Here is an 18,324-nt window from a genome sequence, read left to right as displayed (position 1 = left end):
ATCATGAAAACGGAAAAAAAGAAGAGAAAAAAATCAGCTTTCTTCCTCTTCTTTAGCTTGCCAGAAACACATAATTATTGTTGCAAGTAAGAACGATAGTTGCGTAAAGTCTCCTCAATACTATCGCCACCAAATTTTTCTAGCAGGGCTTCAGTCAATACAATAGCCAGCATAGCCTCACCAACCACACCTGCCGCTGGTACAACACACACATCACTACGCTCATAGCGACTCTGATCAATATTTTCACCAGTCGCCAGATCCACCGAAGGCAACGGATGCGCCAGTGTAGGAATAGGTTTGACACCCACGCGCACTACGATCGGTTCTCCGTTTGAAATACCACCTTCGATCCCACCTGCATTATTTGTAGGGTGTGACCAGCTGCCATCTTCTTCTCGGCGTAGCACATCATGTACATGCGAACCGGTCGTGCGCGTTGTTTCAAAGCCAGCACCAATCTCCATAGCTTTGACAGATGGAATACTCATCATCGCCATACCCACACGGGTACTCAGCCGACGGTCCCACTGGCTGAATGTGCCAAGTCCGATGGGTACCCCAAACGCCACTACTTCAAATACTCCACCACAGGTATCACCATCTCGCTTTGCTTCAAGAATGCGGGCAATCATTTTTTCAGTCAGGGCAGCATCAGCGGTGCGCATCGGCGATTCTTCAACAGCACGCCACATCTCTTCTGAATAAGCTTCTTTTGTCATACCGCGTGGCGTTTCGTAGCCTACACCAGCCACAGAGAGGACATGACTGTGTACTGAAATACCAAATTGAGAAAGGAGTTGGCGACACAAGCCGCCCACCGCTACACGCGACGCCGTTTCACGTGAACTGGAGCGCTCAATAACGTTGCGCACATCATCGTGACCATATTTTACTGATCCTGTAAAGTCTGCATGTCCTGGACGTACACGTGTCACGGGCTCCATCTCTGCCTCTACAGGTGCTGCATTCATACGTTCTTCCCAGTTCACCCAATCCAGGTTTTCTACCTGCAATGTAATGGGAGAACCTAAGGTTTTACCATGCCTCACGCCAGACAGGAAGCGAATCGCGTCCTTTTCAATCTTCATGCGCCCACCACGCCCATAGCCGCCTTGCCGTCTACGCAAGTCAGCATCCACAATCTCTTTCTCAACCTCTAAGCCAGCCGGTAAACCTTCAACAATCATAGTTAAGCAGGGACCATGGGATTCTCCTGCCGTCAGAAAACGAAACATAGCGTGTACTCCTCAAATATCAGATTTTATACTTTTATGCAGAGCTCCTTTCAGCTTTCTGAAAATTCTCTGCAATAGGACTCCTATCTATGTTAGATAGTACTTTATCTGTCCATTTAATTTTGCTGGAAACTTTACCCTCTATCCGTTTATTTTATACCAGATAGCAGACTATACCATGAGCAGCTAATTGCGCAATTGTACAACCAGTAACATATATTCCCAAATCAATAACATATCAGAAATTTTTTAATAACATGCCGTTGACAGGATTGTGAAAAAGCCTGACATTGCAGTCAAATAACGTTACATTTGCTATGCTTCTACACTAAAATTGCTTCTATGAAATTGCCTACGTTAACCCTCTGCTCTATATATAACGTGTGCTGAATGAGTGTTTCTGTTGTCGATTTACTGGTATATTAATGACAAACAGTAGAAAAATTAAGCTCAAAATACCGATAACTTGTGTAAAAAGACAGCTGGTTTTAGTTGAAACTCTCTACACTATTTCTCATTCTCTTTTCCAAGCATGTCTGTTGCATGAGCATCCTTCTCACTCCTGGTGAGCGTAATTCAAATAGAAAGCAAGCAGTAAAACTGTAGCTCAAAGTAAACCTGCTCGCACGATAGCTTGAATATATGGTACGACCTTTTTGAGGAATTCATTATCTTCGATATTGATGCATACACTGATTACATCGTCATTAGGGGCGTAAATCAAGAAATTTATTTGTAACACAAGCTAGCATTTAACAGTATCTTTTGAATGCAGATTGCACTAACATATTGACATTATACATAACTGTATTTTACAATACATTTGACCAGGATTTTGTGTATTTATTGACTCTCTAACAAAAAAAACTTGCATTTAGGAGGTCAACATGTCCCCTGAGCAACCATCAAGTAAGATTGGCAAATCGGTAGGGGAAAAATTACGGGCGGCACGTATCACTCAGCATTACACTCAAAGCCAGCTTGCCGCTCCTGATTTCTCAGTCAGTTACATCTCAGCAATAGAACGTGGACAGATTCATCCTTCACTCCGCGCATTAGAAATTCTTGCCGCGCGCCTTGGAATGAGCTCTACTCAGCTTCTTCCCAATAAATCTCAGCAAGAGGATCGGACCAGTGCGGCTGCAGCTTTAAGCGAGCGCGAGGAAGATGAAGTAGAGTTAAGCTTACTCGATGCTCACATTCTAATTATACAAGAAAACACTCAACCAGCAATCTCACTACTCGAACATATCTCGACTCGACGCCTGAAACGCTCTCATCAATTGCAGCAACGCTTTCTAGTGGGTTGGGCTTATTACAAGGCAGCAAAATATCAAGAAAGTGAGTATGTACTTGCTGAAGCTGTCCAGATAGCTCAAGAGCTGAATGCTCAATATCTACATTTGCGCATTCTTCATCAGTTAGCTTTAACGTACGCAGCCATGCGCAATTATGCTCAGGCGTTGTTGGCCCATCAGCGCTGCTTAAATCAGTTAGAGGAGGTCGGGCTTCAAGATCCTTTCTTTGCTGCACAAATTTATATCCAGATGGGACAACACTATACCAGGCTGGAAAATTTTGAGGATGCACTTGGTGCGTTCCATAAAGCTCTCGCGATCACGGAAGAATTTACGTCGACACAGAGTATTCAGGCTGCTTACACAAATCTTTGTCAGTATTATGCTACGATGAAAGATCATGAATTAGCAACGTTATATGCTTATAAGAGTATTCAGCTCCATAATCTTGATATGATGAAGCGCTTGCGTAGCGAACTCTATCATTATCTGGGTCATGCCGTTCTGCAAACGGATAGCACTCAGGCCCGGGCTTATCTGGATCAAGCCTGGGAGGCTCCAGGGGTTCAACAGGATAAGTTGACTCAAGCCAGTCTATTGGCTCGCCGGGCCGAATGGCATTTTACACAACAGGATTTCACGGAAGCCAGAAAGCATGCTTTGGAGGCCCAGGAACGGGCACAACCCTTTGGTGATACCATCATTATGGCTGATACATTGATTATTCTCGGTCGAATAGAGTATGCAAGCAAGAATAATGAAGAAGGTGGCAGACATTTTGTGTCCGGTCTGGATATGCTGGAACGTCTTGAAAGCCACGAAGAACTTGCCAATGAGTCTGTACGCTATGCTCAATTATTGGAGGAGGTTGGTCAGGAGCGGGAGGCCTTTACACATATCAGACGTGCTTATCAAAGTCGCTTAAAGTTGGGGAAATAAACAGTATTGTTAGTCACGCAACCAGGTAGATAGCGGAGTGTGGTGTCGTTTCCTTCTGATGCCTACCTGGTTATCAATGTCGGGTCTTGCAGATTGAAGACCATGCTATACTGTGCTCGGAAAGGGGGCACAGTTTATGTCGCTACGATCTGATGATCACTCTGAAAATTCTGCCCATTTAACTCACCTGGATGACCACGGAAATATACATATGGTGGATGTCACCGGCCGTCCGGAAACAGTCCGCGAGGCGATTGCCCATGGACGCGTTCGTATGCAACCCACCACATTAACGCTTATTGAACGTAATCAGATTGCCAAGGGAAGTGTGTTGGAGGTGGCTAAAATTGCGGGTATTATGGCAGCTAAACAAACACCTCAGATTATCCCACTCTGCCATCCTCTACCAATGACGCATATCGATTTACAATTTACTATTGATAGCAAGGCTGGCTTGATCTTTATTGAGGGACGTACACGAACTCATTATAAGACTGGGGTCGATGTGGAAGCGTTAACTGCTGTGACGATTGCGGCTCTCACAATCTATGATATGTGTAAGGGTGTAGATACAACTATCACCCTTGAACAAGCATATATTGCTGAAAAAAGTGGGGGCAAAAATGGAACGGTAAAATTTCAACCAGATTAGTCCATTTTGCGCACTTCAAGTAGCATGAACATAGCTTCAAGCAGATTTCGCTCTTCTAACTGATTTAAGCGCAGCTCTGTTTGTCCAATGGGGGTGATCAAGGTGCCGTTCTCGTCGACAGGTCCTTCACTCTGAATGGCATGTGGATTACCCCTCGCCAGCGCACGGGCTCAAGCAGGGATCCCAGGAAAACTGAGATGTTGACATACTTACCCCGTAAGGATACGTCCAGGTCCTGCAGATGCAATATTAAAGTATCGCCTTGCTGGACCACGCTGCCTTCAAGTCCATACGACTGTAAGTGGATCATGTTAGTATCAATTGCGCCATTTCGTAAACTACTATCTGTGCGACTTAAGGTCTTGCCTCTACGTACTCCGCTTGCACTTGCCATAATTGGTGTATAGGCACGACTATCCGAAGTTAGTCCTTGAGGCACGGTAGCTTCCCCAAACAATGTGGCAACTCGTACCAGGTCTTTTAAAGCCTGACGGCGCAAGCTACTCTGGGTGATGTGCGCACTAATGCGCAGGGCAAGTTGTAACAGTGAGCGAGCAGCTTCATCGTTAGCAATATGGTCATGACGCGCCTGCCGCAAAATGGCTTCCCCTTGACTGATCAGCGACTGACACAGATGGCTAAGCATACGATGGGGAGTAGCCCCAAGGGTGCGAGTACCTTGCCCTAATAAAGGACGCGATCCCAGCGGTTGAATGGCGGCTCGCATGGCATCATAAAGATCTAGATAAGCATAATGGCATTCTCGGCAACCGGCCAGATGGAAGAGTAAAGGAGCATAATGCACTGCCGCATCGGTATCATGATTAAGGAGAGCCATAATAAAGTCAGGAAGTTGCTGGTAAAAAGAGATATGGTAGTCACCACTCAGTTGCAGTTCAAGCTGACTATCGCTATCTTCTGCCAACATTGTGGTTTCGGTTAGCTGCGATCCAGGTGTCTGCAGAACTTGCTGCAGCCATTGTCCTAGTTTACTGTAATTTCCTCGGAGCTCAGAGGCTTGTCCGAAATTTTTCTCGTCAGTCATAAATTCTTTCTCCTTCAGAGTCCGATACCTGGCTCTACTCTTCTTTATAGAAACGGGATAGACGTTTCAATTGGGCTGAGGTAAGCTGTACTTTCTCCTCGCCATGCCAATCGAGAAGACCGTCAGTAGTTAGCTCTTGTAAGCCCTTCCTCACATCACTATTCGCTAAATCGTTTTGTGCGAGTGTCTGAATGTCTACCTCGTGTATATTCTTTTCGCTAGAATGCTTTGTCGTATACATGGTTAAACGCAATGCGACGGTAACTGTCAAATTTGAACTTTGTTGCTGCAAACAATGTCGTAATTTTTTGTGGGCATGATCTTTGTGCTGACTCAGATGAGGATTTATAGGGGACGCGAAGGAGAAGTCTAACTCCTCAGCTAATAGCTGCACCAGATCGTCGGCTCCTACTTCTTGTAATTCTTGCATTACTGCCTGTAACTGGTTGGGGGCGGCGCTCAGGACGGTGATGCAGTGCTTCAAGATATTGCGTAGCTCACGTTGTGAGGCGATATGGACGGTAATGGCTTCGGGTGTCGAGAAGGGCATTTCTCCCCATAATGACTCGACTGCATCATTGAGAGGATTTGTGTCTCCCTCCTCTTCGTCATTTCCATCGATTTCGGCGATCGAGTTGATCTGTAGTCGTCGTTTGCGCAGACGATCGATGGCTTTATTGCGTACACTACGACTTAGAAAAGCGTAGAATTGAGCATCTGTAAGTTGATCTAATGCACCTTTGGGGTTCGGTCTTCTCCCCCTAAAATACCCAGGCGCACGAGCTGTTCTACGACGTGCCCGATAACTGTATCAACTTCGAAAGCGTCGTACTTCAAGGCTCCCAGGTAGCGTTGTGCGTTTCGATGAAGATATGCATAGAGTAATGGATAACTTTGCTCAGCTCTATACCTCAGGTCATTTGCTGTAAATGGCATTGCAGAATATTCCTCCGAGGTGCCGTTCCTATTAGATTAAATATTTGTATCTTTCCCTGCAGAGACTACAGAGATGAACCAGAATAGGTCATATACACAGTCTAAACAAGCTTTCAGGTTCACGTTTTCTCGTACATTGTATATTGCAGACGTGCAAGACGCAATAAACTGCGCTTCTGGGAAGGGATTCCGTTGTATGTATCCCTTCCCAGAAGCGCAGTTTATGCTGATTGGAATAAAAGAAATCTAGCTTGAGATCCTTTTTCCTTATTCGATATCACCGCGCTTGCCCAGACGCTGATGTTCGTAGGCTTTTTTGATGATGGTCAGACTGCGTTTGACGTCTCCACGCTCTTCCAATAAATTGGCATAACGGAAGTAGGCGTCGGCTGCGATCTCATGCGCGTTGGAAGCATCCAGCAAATCCAGAGCCTGGCTAAAGTATTTGTCGGCGGCATCATAGTCTTCCATCTGATGTCGAATCTGGGCCAGCACAATCAGAGCTTGCCCCTGCGTCTGTGCATCACTACCAGACTCTGCATACTTTAAGGCTTCCTGGGCTTCTGTTTCGGCTTCCTGGGATTTTCCACGCTTGAGTAAAAGCTCAGCCAGACCGGTGTGACAAACCGAGGCTGAAATCTCATCGTTCAAGTCGCGCTCAATGGAGATAGCCTGACGATATTCCTTTTCAGCACCATCTAGATCTTGCTGTTTCTCTAAAGCTTTGCCGAGACGCTGGTGTGTCATCCCCACCAGGCGCTGCTCATCACGCATCTCATAGATGGCCAGGCTCTGCATCGCGTATTCACGAGCCATCGCCAGTTTGCCCACTGTTTTATAGTGCTGGCTGATGTCCATGTATTTCTTTGCAAAGCTTTTGCTATCACGATTCAGCGCATCTAGCGTTTCTAACGCACGATGATAATAGGTGATGGCTTTCTCTAAGTCTCCTAACCGGAAATAGTCATTTGCCAGATTACTGAAGACTTCTAAAGAAAAAACAGGATCTGTAATCTGGCCATTTTCAATTGCTGTATAGCAGCGTAGATGATTTTCCACAGCCAGAGTATAGTTATAGAGGAAAAAGTAGGCTTTTCCTAGCAGATTACGAGCCCGTTCGATGTATTCACTATCGTTTAGTGCCTCGCCCTGGGCGACAGCGGTGCGCAGATCAACCACGGCATCCTGATATTCACTTTCGCCCAGATGTACCTGCCCTCGCAATAGATAGAGGCGGTACACTTGATCGGTGGTGACACGTTCAGGTTGAATTGGTTGCAAGAGTGCCTGAGCCAGTTGATAATCACCTTGCTGTACCAGGACGTTGGCTTGCAGCAGTTCAAGGTCTACACGCTGGTCTGGACCGGTGTCGGCTGGTGAATAACCGACCGCGCGCGCTTCAGCAGCGCCAGAGGGAGAACCCTCAAGGAGAAAGGTCAGTGGAACATCCAGACGGCGGGCGAGAATAGAGAGGGCTTTTAAGGAGGGACGTATTTTGCCGCGCTCAATGGCCGAAATGTATGAGATGGAAAATTCGGGGGCGGCCAGTTGAGCTTGAGTCATGCCCAATTTCGTACGAACCTCGCGAATATTCGTACCGACTCTTGCGGCAACAGCCTTCCCTACATTTGCAGTTTCAAGGGATGGCATGAACTGTTCCTTTCAATTCTATAGTATGTTAAACGTTCTCGTTTTGAAGCTTCAATATTAGCGATGGGAAACCAGCTATTTTCTGAAAAAGTTCCTATACACACCCATTACTGTGACACTCTTGCTACCTCATGTGTAACTCTCAAAAAATAGAGAGTCTTTTAAGTATTTTGAATGTTACAATAAGAAAAATAGCTAGATATTACTTCATATTTCGTAGTCTATCATAGACTACGATTCTAGTCAACCCATATTGTACTTTTTTCCTCGCTTTATTATATAATCTTTGACAGCAATGAAGCAGAGACTGATTAAATATTGTTTGAATCAACAACTCATTTATTGCGAATCAATTTTAGTTTACTTGCATGCTTCCTACACTGAATTGGATGTTATATCGAACTATATCAATACATGAGTTCACACTTTAAAGAGATAGCAAGCGATCTATAAATGAGTCAAAATCTGCGCATTAATAAAACTATAAGAATATTTAGTCCCTGGATATGATCCAGGTTTCCTCCATCTTGTATATTAATTATCCAGTAAACCCTGGTAAAAAGAACTCAACTACTCTATAATGCACTATCATTAGAGCCTCTCTGATGCTATTCAGCCCGGGAAACATGGATATTTTCCTACAACGGTGTAAATTGTTTACCGCTGACTCCGAGAAAGGATGTATGAGCTCCATATGAGCACTATTCCGTTTTTATTGATGCGCTCTGCTGATCGTTTCAGCACACGACCTGCCCTCAGCGAGCCACTCGCAGATGATAAGATGGCTACATTGACCTATCAGGAGCTACGTGAACAGGTTCAACTGTTTGCTGGCTATCTACAACAGCAAAATCTGACTAAGGGGCAACGCGTAATGATCTGGTCTGCCAGTTGTTCGAACTGGTTAGTTGCCTATTTCGGATCACTCCTGGTTGGCTTAGTTGTCGTTCCACTTGATGTAAATACGAAGGAGGATTTTCTTCAGCGATTGGTAGAAATTACTGATGCAACTTTTCTTATTACGACCCATAAAAATTATACAAGCCTTCGTTCAAACTCTCTCCCATTCATCGATATTGATGCATTGCCAACCGCTCCTTTAGATACAGCTCAACTACCAAAAATCGAGGAACAGGATCTAGCTGAACTGGTTTTTACGTCTGGCACTACAGGTCAACCAAAAGGGGTTATGCTTTCTCATCAGAATATTGTTTCAAATGCTATGGCTTCTGTTGAGGTGGTGCAAATTACGTCCAGGGATCGACTGCTTTCTATTTTACCGCTTTCTCATATGCTGGAAATGACGATTGAGATTGCTATTCTTTATGCAGGTGCCAGTGTGGTCTATGCACGCTCGCTTTCACCGGATACACTATTTAAATTACTCGTTACACAATCAATCACTGGAATGGTGCTGGTTCCACAGGCGTTACAATTGTTTATGAATGGGATTGAACGTGAGGTTCGTCGTCAGAAGAGAGAAAAGCAATGGGCATTGTTGCATAAAGTTGCCGGACGGTTACCTTTCTTTTTGCGCCGCTACCTCTTCTCTACGGTTCATAAACGCTTTGGTGGTCATTTTAATTTTTTTGTGAGCGGTGGTGCACATTTGCCTCCTGCTCTCGGTTATGCCTGGGAACGCATGGGATTCCGTGTCCTTCAGGGTTATGGGGCGACGGAATGCTCGCCGGTTATTTCGGTGAATCCTCGCCATGATCATACAATCGAGTCTGTCGGAAAAGCTTTGCCGGGGGTTGAGGTGCGCATCGGGGAGGATAATGAGATTGAGGTGCGCGGCCCCAATGTGGCTCTCGGCTACTGGAATAATCCCGAGGCGACGGCGGCGGCGTTTCGCAATGGCTGGTATGCCACGGGCGATCTGGGCTATCTTGACAAACAGCATAATCTGTACCTGAAAGGTCGCAAGAAAAATTTGATTGTGCTGGCGAATGGCATGAATGTCTATCCAGAGGATATTGAGAATGTTTTACAGCAGCAGCCGATGGTGAAAGAGGCAGTGGTCTTTGGTCTCAATGAGAAAGATCAGGGTTCAACTGTACATGCGGTTCTTTTGCTTGAAGATGCTAATCAGGGAAAGGCGGCTGTCCAGGGTGCCAATAAGTCGCTGGCATCTCATCAACAGATCAAGGGCTTTACTGTCTGGCCTGAAGAGGACTTTCCTCGTACCCATACGCTAAAAGTGAAACGTCCTGATGTGCTGGATACATTGTCGGAGCTGCGTCAGTCAGGAAAAGCACGTCCGTAATTCAAGGATTGGGAGAAATGGAAAGGCATATATGCTCTATTTAGTTGCTACCCCTATTGGGAATCTTAATGATATTACACTGCGAGCATTGGAGATTCTACGCTCGGTTGATATCGTGGCCAGTGAAGATACTCGCAAGACGGGTATGCTTCTAAAGCATTTTGATATTCAAAAGCCTCAGATGGCTTTTCATGAGCATAATGAGCAAAGAGCTGGCCAACGCATTGAGGATCTGCTCAAACAAGGCCAATCAGTTGCGGTGGTAACTGATGCGGGGACTCCTGGTATCTCGGATCCTGGCTTTACGCTGGTACGACGAGCTATTCAGGCTGAAGTGGATTTCACGATGATTCCTGGCCCGACGGCTTTTGTGATGGCGCTTGTTCTTTCAGGTCTCCCTGTCCACAGTTTCACGTTCCGTGGCTTTCCTCCTCGTAAAGCGGTTGGCCGCCGTAAGTTTTTTGAAGTGGATCGGGAAGCTCCTCATACGCTGATCTATTATGAGAGTCCTTATCGCCTGGATGGCTTTTTGAAGGATGCCCTGGAGGTGTTTGGGGATCGCCCTGCTGCTCTGGCCAATGATCTTACCAAGATGTTTGAAAAGGTGGAGCGGGGGACGCTTTCGACGTTACTGGCTGCTCTCCCTCAACAGACAAAATTGAAGGGTGAATATATCGTGGTCATTGAGGGGGCCGCCAAAAATACACGCGGAAAGCCAGCACCTGATTTGGAAGAAGAGGAAGAAGAGGAGGAATAGAAACCAGAATAAAAGGCTCAGGCTTCTATCCCTCCTCTGTGTCTCTGGCTAATGCAGTCGGGATTAGTGGTTAGATACCCAGAACTTCTACCAGTTCTTTGACTGCATCTGCTGATTTCTGGAGTTGGGTCCGCTCATGCTCCTGGAGCTCTACTTCAATCACCTGCTCCAGACCTTTAGCACCTAGTTTGGCTGGTACTCCAACAAACAGGTTTTTGAGACCATACTCGCCTTGCAGATAAATAGCACAGGGCATAATCATCTTTTTGTCGAGAATAATAGAATCGATCATCTGTAGCGCTGATGCCGAGGGCGCGAAATAAGCACTACCATTACCCAGCAGTTTGACTATCTCTGCTCCACCATCTCGTGTGCGCTGTACAATCTGTTCGATGCGCTCCGCTGGCAATAGTTCAGTTATCGGTACTCCAGCAACAGTACAGAGCCGGGAGAGGGGTACCATGGTGTCACCATGACCACCTAATACATAGGCCTGCACATCACGCACGGAAGCATTCAGCTCCTGGGCAATAAATGTACGGAAACGTGATGTATCCAGTACACCTGCCATACCCAGTACGCGCTCACGAGGGAAGCCACTGACCTTTAAGGCTACCTGGGCCATCGCATCTAATGGATTGGTCACAACAATCAGGATAGTGTTGGGTGAGTATTTTACGATCTGCTCGGTTACCTGTGAGACGATTTCCTGGTTTTTCTTCAATAAATCGTCACGACTCATGCCAGGTTTGCGGGGAAATCCTGAGGTAATTACCACAATATCTGAATCCGCTGTATCGGCGTAGTCATTGGTACCAGTAATTAATGTATCATAACCAAGCACAGGACCGGCCTGGAGCATATCGAGAGCCTTGCCTTGTGGCATATTAGGAACGATGTCGAACATGACGACATCGGCATAGTCTCGCTCTGCTATACGCTGTACCAGCGTACTCCCCACAAAACCGGCTCCAACTACGGTGATCTTACTCCGCATTGACGTATCCTTTCATCTATTCGCGTTTTATGTGTATTTACAATCAATAGCGATTGCTCAAAAATACTTTGGACGCTGTATCTATCAGCATTCTACCGTTATTGTATGCCTAAATGGACCTCAATGGCAATCATTTAGATGAATTTTTCCAATTTTTAATAAATCGCTAAAAAGCTCTTGACATCCATCAATGGATGGAGTATTATACCTATGCGCTCGAGAGAGAGCAAGAAAACATTGGGGTATCGTTCAACGGTAGGACAGCTGATTCTGGATCAGTCAATTGGGGTTCGAATCCCTGTACCCCAGCCAAAGAGAGGTAGTTAGCTACCTCTCTTTTTTTGTGCCTTCTTCGTGTTTTTCCCTCGCTAAACAAAATAGCCTCCTCAAATGCATAATGTTTGCACAATCTTTTAATATACCTGATACTGCAGTAAATTTCTTTTTTTGACGATTTTTTCCTGCTAGCTTGCTAAAAAAAATATGCTGCCAGGCTCTTTATAGCACGCTCACCTTCATTCATGGCTCCTTCCTCTCAGTACTTATGCATCGTATGTCGGCCTGGCCTGTTCAGTGGTTTTCATAAACCATATATATGCACAAATTCATGAGCAGGCACACCTTGTTCACATGCATACTGTATGTTATATTTCTGTATATAGTTTGTACAGCAAACCCTACCAGGAGGACAAATCTAATGGCTACAGCCACAGCCCAGGCTCAAGAAACCATCTTGGTACTTGATGAGAGTACAGAGGTGTCAGATATAAATACTGAAGCCACTTCACAAAATAATGATGAAACGCAGGATAATGCTGAGGTTTTAGAGCAGGAATTATTAGTAACGCGGGCCATTCAGGGCGACCACGCGGCATTTGGAGAGATCGTTGATCAATATAGCACTCTTATGTTGCGAACTGCATCGATGATTGTCGGTGACCGCGATATTGCCGAGGATGTGGTGCAAGATGCTCTTATTCAGGCCTGGCATCATCTGAGTGATCTGCGCAAAGCAGGAGCACTTCGTCCATGGCTGATGCGTATTGTGGTCAATCAGTGTATCAGTTTTAAACGTCGAGTGGCACGTACAACTGCTTTTATGCGTCAGGCTTTATCCGAACAAGAGACCGATATGATGGCTCAGGCGGCAGATGATTTTAAGGGGCGTATGGAACGCGATTGGGATCTGGCCAGGGCTATTGAGAATTTACCGGTAAAGCAGCGAGTGGTGATTGTTCTTCATTACTACAATGGCATGACATTACCAGAAATGTCTCAGACACTCCAAACTTCAGAGAATACGTTAAAGAAACGTATCCAGGCTGCCCTGTCAAATCTCAGACGCATATTGCGCACAGCTAATATGGATGATGAAGAGGTTTCCACCCGGGTTGTTATTGGCCTTGTGCCGTCGGCTGCCTGATGATAAGTACAGACTTATATACGCAAAGAAGAGAGCGGTGAACATTGCGCATCTTATTTCTTTTGCACGCGCAATGTCGATGCACCGCCTCTTCCTTATTATTTCACTGACTTCTTAACACCAACTCCCCAATATTAACAGCCTTATAACCAATCCAGTACCTCAGACACTGCTTTCTATTACATATCATGATACAATATGGTACAATTATGCTTGTATCCGGTGGTGAAAGTAGAAGAGGTGGAGGTCTGGTACACATGGATTATGCAATTGATTGGCTGGCTCCTTTGAATCCTGAGCTGGCAATGGTTCCATCAGAGAATGTTTTTCGGTTAGCAAAGCAACAGCAGTCGCTCACTGCCCTCAATCCTCATACGCCTGGACTGCTTTTTACATCTCCTGATATTCTGGTTGAACTGGCTACCCGTGTCCTCAAACACACAGTAAGCCAGGAAACATTTCTATTCCAGGCTGTTCCTTCTGCTGATACTGATGAATTTGATGCTGAAATAACCACACTGGATCCTGACTTTGCTTTGTTTCTTAATACAGAGACCATTTTCTAGCTGGCCGCGAGTGAGCGGCGTTCACGATTGCTTTTTTATAGTATGCTGGGTGGAAGAGGTATGTGGTGGCACAATCCCGTATAATTATTGGGCATCATTCTGATTCTACTAAGAATCGAAATTATGTACGCGTCTGGCCAAATAGTGCCCGGGCTGGCTCTGTACTGATTAATGTAAGCATTTATATTATGATTGCCCATATCCTGGGGCCGCATATGTTTGGTAGTTATCTGTTTGCCCAGTGGTTGGCTACGGTCACAATTCCAGTCCTGGGAACCGGTATGTCTACCCTGGCGAGCCGCCAGATTGCTGCGACACAGAGTCGCGAGTCGCCACGCTTGATGGCAGGCATTTTTTATTTTCTCTGGCGTCGGCAACACTGGAGTATTCTATGGTATTGCCTGGTCTATCTGCTTCTTTCTTTTGTACTGGCTCGTATTTTTCATGATTTCACACCAGGACTCCTGCTCCTGTCGAGCCTGGCAACCCTGCCTTTGCTTTTGAGTAGCGTGGCTGGCATTACTCTACGCAGTCTGCGGCGCTCTGATCTGCTGATTATGCTTAATCTGTTTGGCCATTTATTGACGTTGCTCTTTACTCTTATCTCGACTCAGATAAGCAGGACACCGATTGAAGCGTTTATTTTATCCTGCGCGCTTTCTAATATGATCACACTTGTACTTTCAATGATCTGTGTGATGCATCTTCTCCCATTAAAACAGGCTCTGGCACCGGGCATTTTCCTTAAGGAGCGTCTGGTGCATAATATGCAGCTCTCGCGTTTGCATTTTGCACTCGATGCAATTGTCTGGCAGCGTAGTGAGTTACTGCTACTGGCTTGCTGGTACAATTCTGAGTACCTGGGATTTTATGCCTTGAGTGCAATTATCAGTACAAGGCTGATTGGTCTGGCACCGTCGCTCTTTTCTCAATGGATTTTTCCTGTGGTGGTGCGTTATCTTCCTCGCCATCGCTACCTCAATCAATACGATGCGTTTGTTAAGACCTCGTGCTACATTATTTTTCTGGCTGTCCCGATCTGCCTGCTGATGATCGTGCTCTGTCCTGGTATTCTGACGTTTTTTCTAGGTATCGCTTATCTTCCTATGGTGAAGCCTTTACGTATTCTGCTTATCGCGGCCGTCTTTGGCAGTATTGCGACGGTCGGACTCACTCATATGGCCAGTCAACAATATCAGGATATCCAGCGTATTCAGCGCATCCAGCAGGAATTTAATCTTGGGGTGGCCTGCCTGAAAATTTTGCTGGCTCTTCCTCTAGTCTTTTTCTGGGGAATGGTTGGGGCTGCTCTTGCCAGTACGCTTGCTCAGATTATTTCTGCTGTCGTTTCGATTATGCTCTGCAAAAAACTCCTGCTGCAACATGAAACATTACTCCAGTGTAACAGGGAGGAAAGATGAGTATCCGCGATTCATTCTCACATACCGGTCCTATTTCTATCCGTACAAGATCTACCGGAGCTTTTCGTACTGGCGCAAAAGCACAATCTGAGGTCGCTCAGCAGGCACGAACCACATTTCGCTTCAGTGTGATTATCTGTACCTATAATCGCCGTAATCTGGTTCTGGCTGCTCTGGCAAGCCTGCGTCGTCAGTCGCTCCCTGCTCAATATTTTGAGGTAATTGTGGTTGATAATGGTTCTTCCGATGGGACTTTTAATGCTATCCAGACATATTTGAGTGCGAATACTGTCTATCAGCGCTCGCTTGAAGAACGATGGAGCATTCATTGTTTGTTGGAAGAACGTAATGGACTGGCCTATGCACGCAATACTGGCATAACATCCTCGTCGGGCGAGATTCTGGTCTTTTTGGATGATGATGTGCTGGTCGATCCGTATTTCCTGGAACGCTTGCTGGCGACGTATGAGGAGACACAGGCCGATGCGGTTGGGGGCTGTGTGAATCTTCATTGGGAGTCCTATAAACCTTACTGGTTAACCTATGATATGCTGCCGACCTTTGGCTATTATGTGCCGTTTCATTCGCGTACACAGTTGCCGGATGATCTGAGCTTTAGCAATAGCTGTTTTTCGCTTAAGCGACAGGTCTTGCAACAGGTTGGCGGCTTCTCTCCTTTCCTGACCAAACGCTTACATTCCCCATAAATGTTGAGGCACTGGATCTTTGTCGACGCTTGCGGCAGCAACATTATACTGTCTGGTATGATCCGGGCGCACAGGTTGCGCATCGAGTTTCGGCCGCACGCCTGGCGCGCCCTTTCCTGGTCGGCCGCGCTTACTGGCAAGGACGCTCGGAGATATTGGCTGAGTATGCGGATATTGAACGCTATCAGCAGGTGACGGGCGGCACTTTGTTGCAAACGGTGCGCTCTCTTCTTCCAGAGATACGAGAACTGCTCTCGCTGCTATTTATTCATCGTCTGTTACTCTCACTGGCCCATAGACCGACCAGCGAGCGACTTGTAGCGGCTATGGAGCAGGCACATATCTGGGGTCGCATCCGACAACAATTGATGTTGAGCAATCATGCACCCAGGCTGGCTAATAGTCCATTTGTGCTGGTTGTTCAGGCACAGGATCAGGATGCGGAATGGCAGGTGCAGGCTTTATTAAAACAGGGAGTGTATTGTAATACCAGTGTTGCGGATATCCCTTTCTCCTGGCTCTGGCGCCATCGAGCCCACTCAGAGGCGGCAATTGGTATTGTGCATTTTTATCGACCCGGAGCTTTTGAGCTGAATTATTGGCAACGGCAACATCTGTTGTTTAAGCTCTGGCTGGCTCAACGACTGGGACTGGCTGTAGTCAGTACAGATACTGGCGGCTGGTGGCATAATGTGCGCTCGCTACCACATGCATCCAGACGTGCTTTTGAGCGTAAAATTTTTGCTTGCAGCCATACTGTGTATACTTCGACACGCCTGCCAGAACAGTTCTATCAACAATATCCATGGCGGAAGCGTTCGTGTTTTCTGGCATATCCGGGACTACGGGCGGTTTTACCTCCAACTATTGGTAAGTCGCTGGCACAAATCCAGCTTGGTATACCCACAGGAACCGATTATGTCTATCTCTGCCTGATGCATATGCATACGCAACGCGAAGTATTGCAATGCATTGAGGCTTTTTCTGAGATGCGTGCACTCCTCCTGAAGTCTTCCGCGACAGCGTCTCTATCTCCCCAGTTGCTCCTGGTCGGAATCCCTCGGGACAAAAAAGAGGCGTCTCATATTGTAAAGCGGGCGGCTTTAAATACCGCATTACATATCTTTCTTGAATATCGGCCAGAAGATCTACCGATCTATGTGACCGCTTGCGATGCCGTGGTCATGCCTTACTGTAAAGTCAAGGCCGCTGGCGAACCAGCTATAGCTATGCTTTTTTATTCGTATGAGCGGGTCGTCATCTCTCCTAATTTACCTCGCTTTCATGGTCTTCTTCCGACACATGCAGGTATTCTCTACACACCTGACAGTCATTCTTCTCTTGTTCAGGCTCTCTTGCTGGCCCCAAAGCGCGTGTTCAAACATACTGAAAAAGAGGCGACAGTGCTGGATCATCGTTATGGCTGGCGCAACTATGCTTTACTCCTACTTGAAAACTATCAGGCGCTTCTTGCCTCCCTCTCAAAGAAAAAGTTATAAACTGCAGTTACAATAATAGCTGAATTGATTGCTCATGGCTTTTTCTTGCCCTTCGTTCTCGACTTCGCTACTCCTTTGTGCTCGTTCCAATGAAGTAGTACTATATACCCATGAGCTTGTTATCTGCTCCAGAACCAAGCACAATCGATTTAAGAGTGCCACAGATCGAAAGGTTCTCACTTGCTTTTTTGCATCTCGTGGTCATCAAGCTATTACAAAGATAGCCAAAAAGCTGAAGCTGGTGGCATTATTCGGCTGTCAGGATCTGATCCAGACCAGCCAGAAAGTACGAGAGGTTTCGCGTTGAAACGTTCACAATTAATCCGTGAGGTTGTTGAAATACTGGCTCTGGCTCTGGTGATCTTTCTGGTTGTACGCTTTGTCGTTCAAAGCTATCGCGTGGATGAACCTGGTATGCAACCAGGACTTGTCACAAATGAGTTTGTGATGGTTAATAAGCTGGCCTATGTATTTCAGGAACCGGAACGGGGTGATGTAATTGTTTTCCATTCGCCCAGGGACGTTCACCAGGATTTTATTAAACGTGTGATTGGCTTGCCTGGAGATACTGTTACGGTTGATCGCGAACATGTCACGGTTAATGGTAAGCTCCTTACGGAAACCTATATCAGCGCTCCCTATAATCAGGAAGGCCAGAGCTGGCAGGTTCCCGCTGGCCAGTATTTTGTGATGGGGGATAATCGGCCGAGAAGCGATGATTCGCGTTCCTGGGGCTTTGTGCCGAAGGATTACCTTGTCGGCAAGGCTGCTCTGGTCTTCTGGCCATTTAATACTATTCATTTTATTAATACATTTTCGGATACTTATAAAGAAATTCCGGCTCCAAAGAAGACCGCTGCTCACACTATCTCGGGAAAACAGGCTATGCAAGTTGTGAAAGCCAGGCACTAATCAGCTATAATAAGAAAC

16 protein-coding genes and 1 tRNA gene are annotated in these 18,324 nt (G+C 46.1%); 11 read left to right on the top strand and 6 right to left on the bottom strand.

The features are described 5' to 3' along the window. Window positions 1–74 precede the first annotated feature (74 nt). On the bottom strand, window positions 75–1,238 hold the full coding sequence (gene aroC / locus KDW_RS12330) for a chorismate synthase (protein WP_151756233.1): 1,164 nt from the start codon (window positions 1,236–1,238) through the stop codon (window positions 75–77). Window positions 1,239–2,125: 887 nt separating this feature from the next. Between aroC and KDW_RS12325 the strand changes: the two genes are divergently transcribed. Beyond that, window positions 2,126–3,475, top strand: a complete 1,350-nt coding sequence (locus KDW_RS12325; RefSeq protein WP_151756232.1) for a helix-turn-helix domain-containing protein — start codon at window positions 2,126–2,128, stop codon at window positions 3,473–3,475. A 136-nt stretch (window positions 3,476–3,611) separates the two neighbouring features. Next, window positions 3,612–4,127, top strand: coding sequence for a cyclic pyranopterin monophosphate synthase MoaC (moaC, locus tag KDW_RS12320; RefSeq protein WP_151756231.1), 516 nt, complete (start codon window positions 3,612–3,614; stop codon window positions 4,125–4,127). 97 nt (window positions 4,128–4,224) lie between these two features. Here the strand turns inward: moaC and KDW_RS12315 are convergent, their stop codons facing one another. The 4 genes from KDW_RS12315 to KDW_RS12300 all read right to left on the bottom strand — a co-directional run bounded on the left by KDW_RS12315 (window position 4,225) and on the right by KDW_RS12300 (window position 7,758). Further along, complete coding sequence (locus KDW_RS12315) at window positions 4,225–5,172, bottom strand: hypothetical protein (RefSeq protein ID WP_151756230.1); 948 nt, start codon at window positions 5,170–5,172, stop codon at window positions 4,225–4,227. A gap of 34 nt (window positions 5,173–5,206) precedes the next feature. After that, the gene (locus KDW_RS12310) at window positions 5,207–5,722 is read right to left on the bottom strand and encodes a hypothetical protein (RefSeq protein ID WP_151756229.1); all 516 of its coding nucleotides are present in this window, start codon (window positions 5,720–5,722) and stop codon (window positions 5,207–5,209) included. Window positions 5,723–5,901: 179 nt separating this feature from the next. Continuing rightward, window positions 5,902–6,108 (bottom strand): hypothetical protein, encoded by a 207-nt coding sequence (locus KDW_RS12305; protein ID WP_151756228.1) that lies wholly within the window; start codon window positions 6,106–6,108, stop codon window positions 5,902–5,904. 267 nt (window positions 6,109–6,375) lie between these two features. Further along, the gene (locus tag KDW_RS12300; RefSeq protein ID WP_151756227.1) at window positions 6,376–7,758 is read right to left on the bottom strand and encodes a helix-turn-helix domain-containing protein; all 1,383 of its coding nucleotides are present in this window, start codon (window positions 7,756–7,758) and stop codon (window positions 6,376–6,378) included. Window positions 7,759–8,452: 694 nt separating this feature from the next. Between KDW_RS12300 and KDW_RS12295 the strand changes: the two genes are divergently transcribed. Then, window positions 8,453–10,024: an AMP-dependent synthetase/ligase gene (locus tag KDW_RS12295; RefSeq protein ID WP_162005168.1), complete on the top strand. Its 1,572-nt coding sequence runs from the start codon at window positions 8,453–8,455 to the stop codon at window positions 10,022–10,024. A 31-nt stretch (window positions 10,025–10,055) separates the two neighbouring features. Then, window positions 10,056–10,781, top strand: coding sequence for a 16S rRNA (cytidine(1402)-2'-O)-methyltransferase (gene rsmI / locus KDW_RS12290; protein ID WP_151756225.1), 726 nt, complete (start codon window positions 10,056–10,058; stop codon window positions 10,779–10,781). Between the two features lie 70 nt (window positions 10,782–10,851). Here rsmI and mdh read toward each other — a convergent pair whose 3' ends face one another. Beyond that, window positions 10,852–11,778, bottom strand: coding sequence for a malate dehydrogenase (gene mdh / locus KDW_RS12285; RefSeq protein WP_151756224.1), 927 nt, complete (start codon window positions 11,776–11,778; stop codon window positions 10,852–10,854). Window positions 11,779–12,016: 238 nt separating this feature from the next. On the opposite strand from mdh, the gene KDW_RS12280 reads away from it, so the two are divergent. From KDW_RS12280 to lepB, 7 genes are all read left to right on the top strand, one after another. Next, window positions 12,017–12,090 (top strand) — tRNA-Gln (locus KDW_RS12280). A 385-nt stretch (window positions 12,091–12,475) separates the two neighbouring features. Beyond that, window positions 12,476–13,201, top strand: a complete 726-nt coding sequence (locus KDW_RS12275; RefSeq protein ID WP_162005167.1) for an RNA polymerase sigma factor — start codon at window positions 12,476–12,478, stop codon at window positions 13,199–13,201. A gap of 257 nt (window positions 13,202–13,458) precedes the next feature. Next, window positions 13,459–13,767 (top strand): hypothetical protein, encoded by a 309-nt coding sequence (locus KDW_RS12270; RefSeq protein ID WP_151756222.1) that lies wholly within the window; start codon window positions 13,459–13,461, stop codon window positions 13,765–13,767. Between the two features lie 65 nt (window positions 13,768–13,832). Next, a complete protein-coding gene (locus KDW_RS12265; protein WP_151756221.1) occupies window positions 13,833–15,188 on the top strand; it encodes a lipopolysaccharide biosynthesis protein in 1,356 nt (451 codons plus the stop codon). Beyond that, entirely contained in the window at window positions 15,185–15,895 is a 711-nt protein-coding gene (locus KDW_RS12260) for a glycosyltransferase family 2 protein (RefSeq protein WP_151756220.1), read from the top strand. Before KDW_RS12265 ends, KDW_RS12260 begins: the two co-directional genes overlap by 4 nt. 29 nt (window positions 15,896–15,924) lie before the next feature. Continuing rightward, window positions 15,925–17,394: a glycosyltransferase family protein gene (locus KDW_RS12255; RefSeq protein ID WP_151756219.1), complete on the top strand. Its 1,470-nt coding sequence runs from the start codon at window positions 15,925–15,927 to the stop codon at window positions 17,392–17,394. Between the two features lie 303 nt (window positions 17,395–17,697). Then, window positions 17,698–18,306, top strand: a complete 609-nt coding sequence (gene lepB, locus KDW_RS12250) for a signal peptidase I (protein ID WP_151756218.1) — start codon at window positions 17,698–17,700, stop codon at window positions 18,304–18,306. Window positions 18,307–18,324: the final 18 nt, after the last annotated feature.

The organism is Dictyobacter vulcani, assembly GCF_008974265.1.
Taxonomy (GTDB): Bacteria; Chloroflexota; Ktedonobacteria; order Ktedonobacterales; family Ktedonobacteraceae; genus Dictyobacter; species Dictyobacter vulcani.
This window is presented reverse-complemented; position numbering and strand designations above follow the sequence as displayed.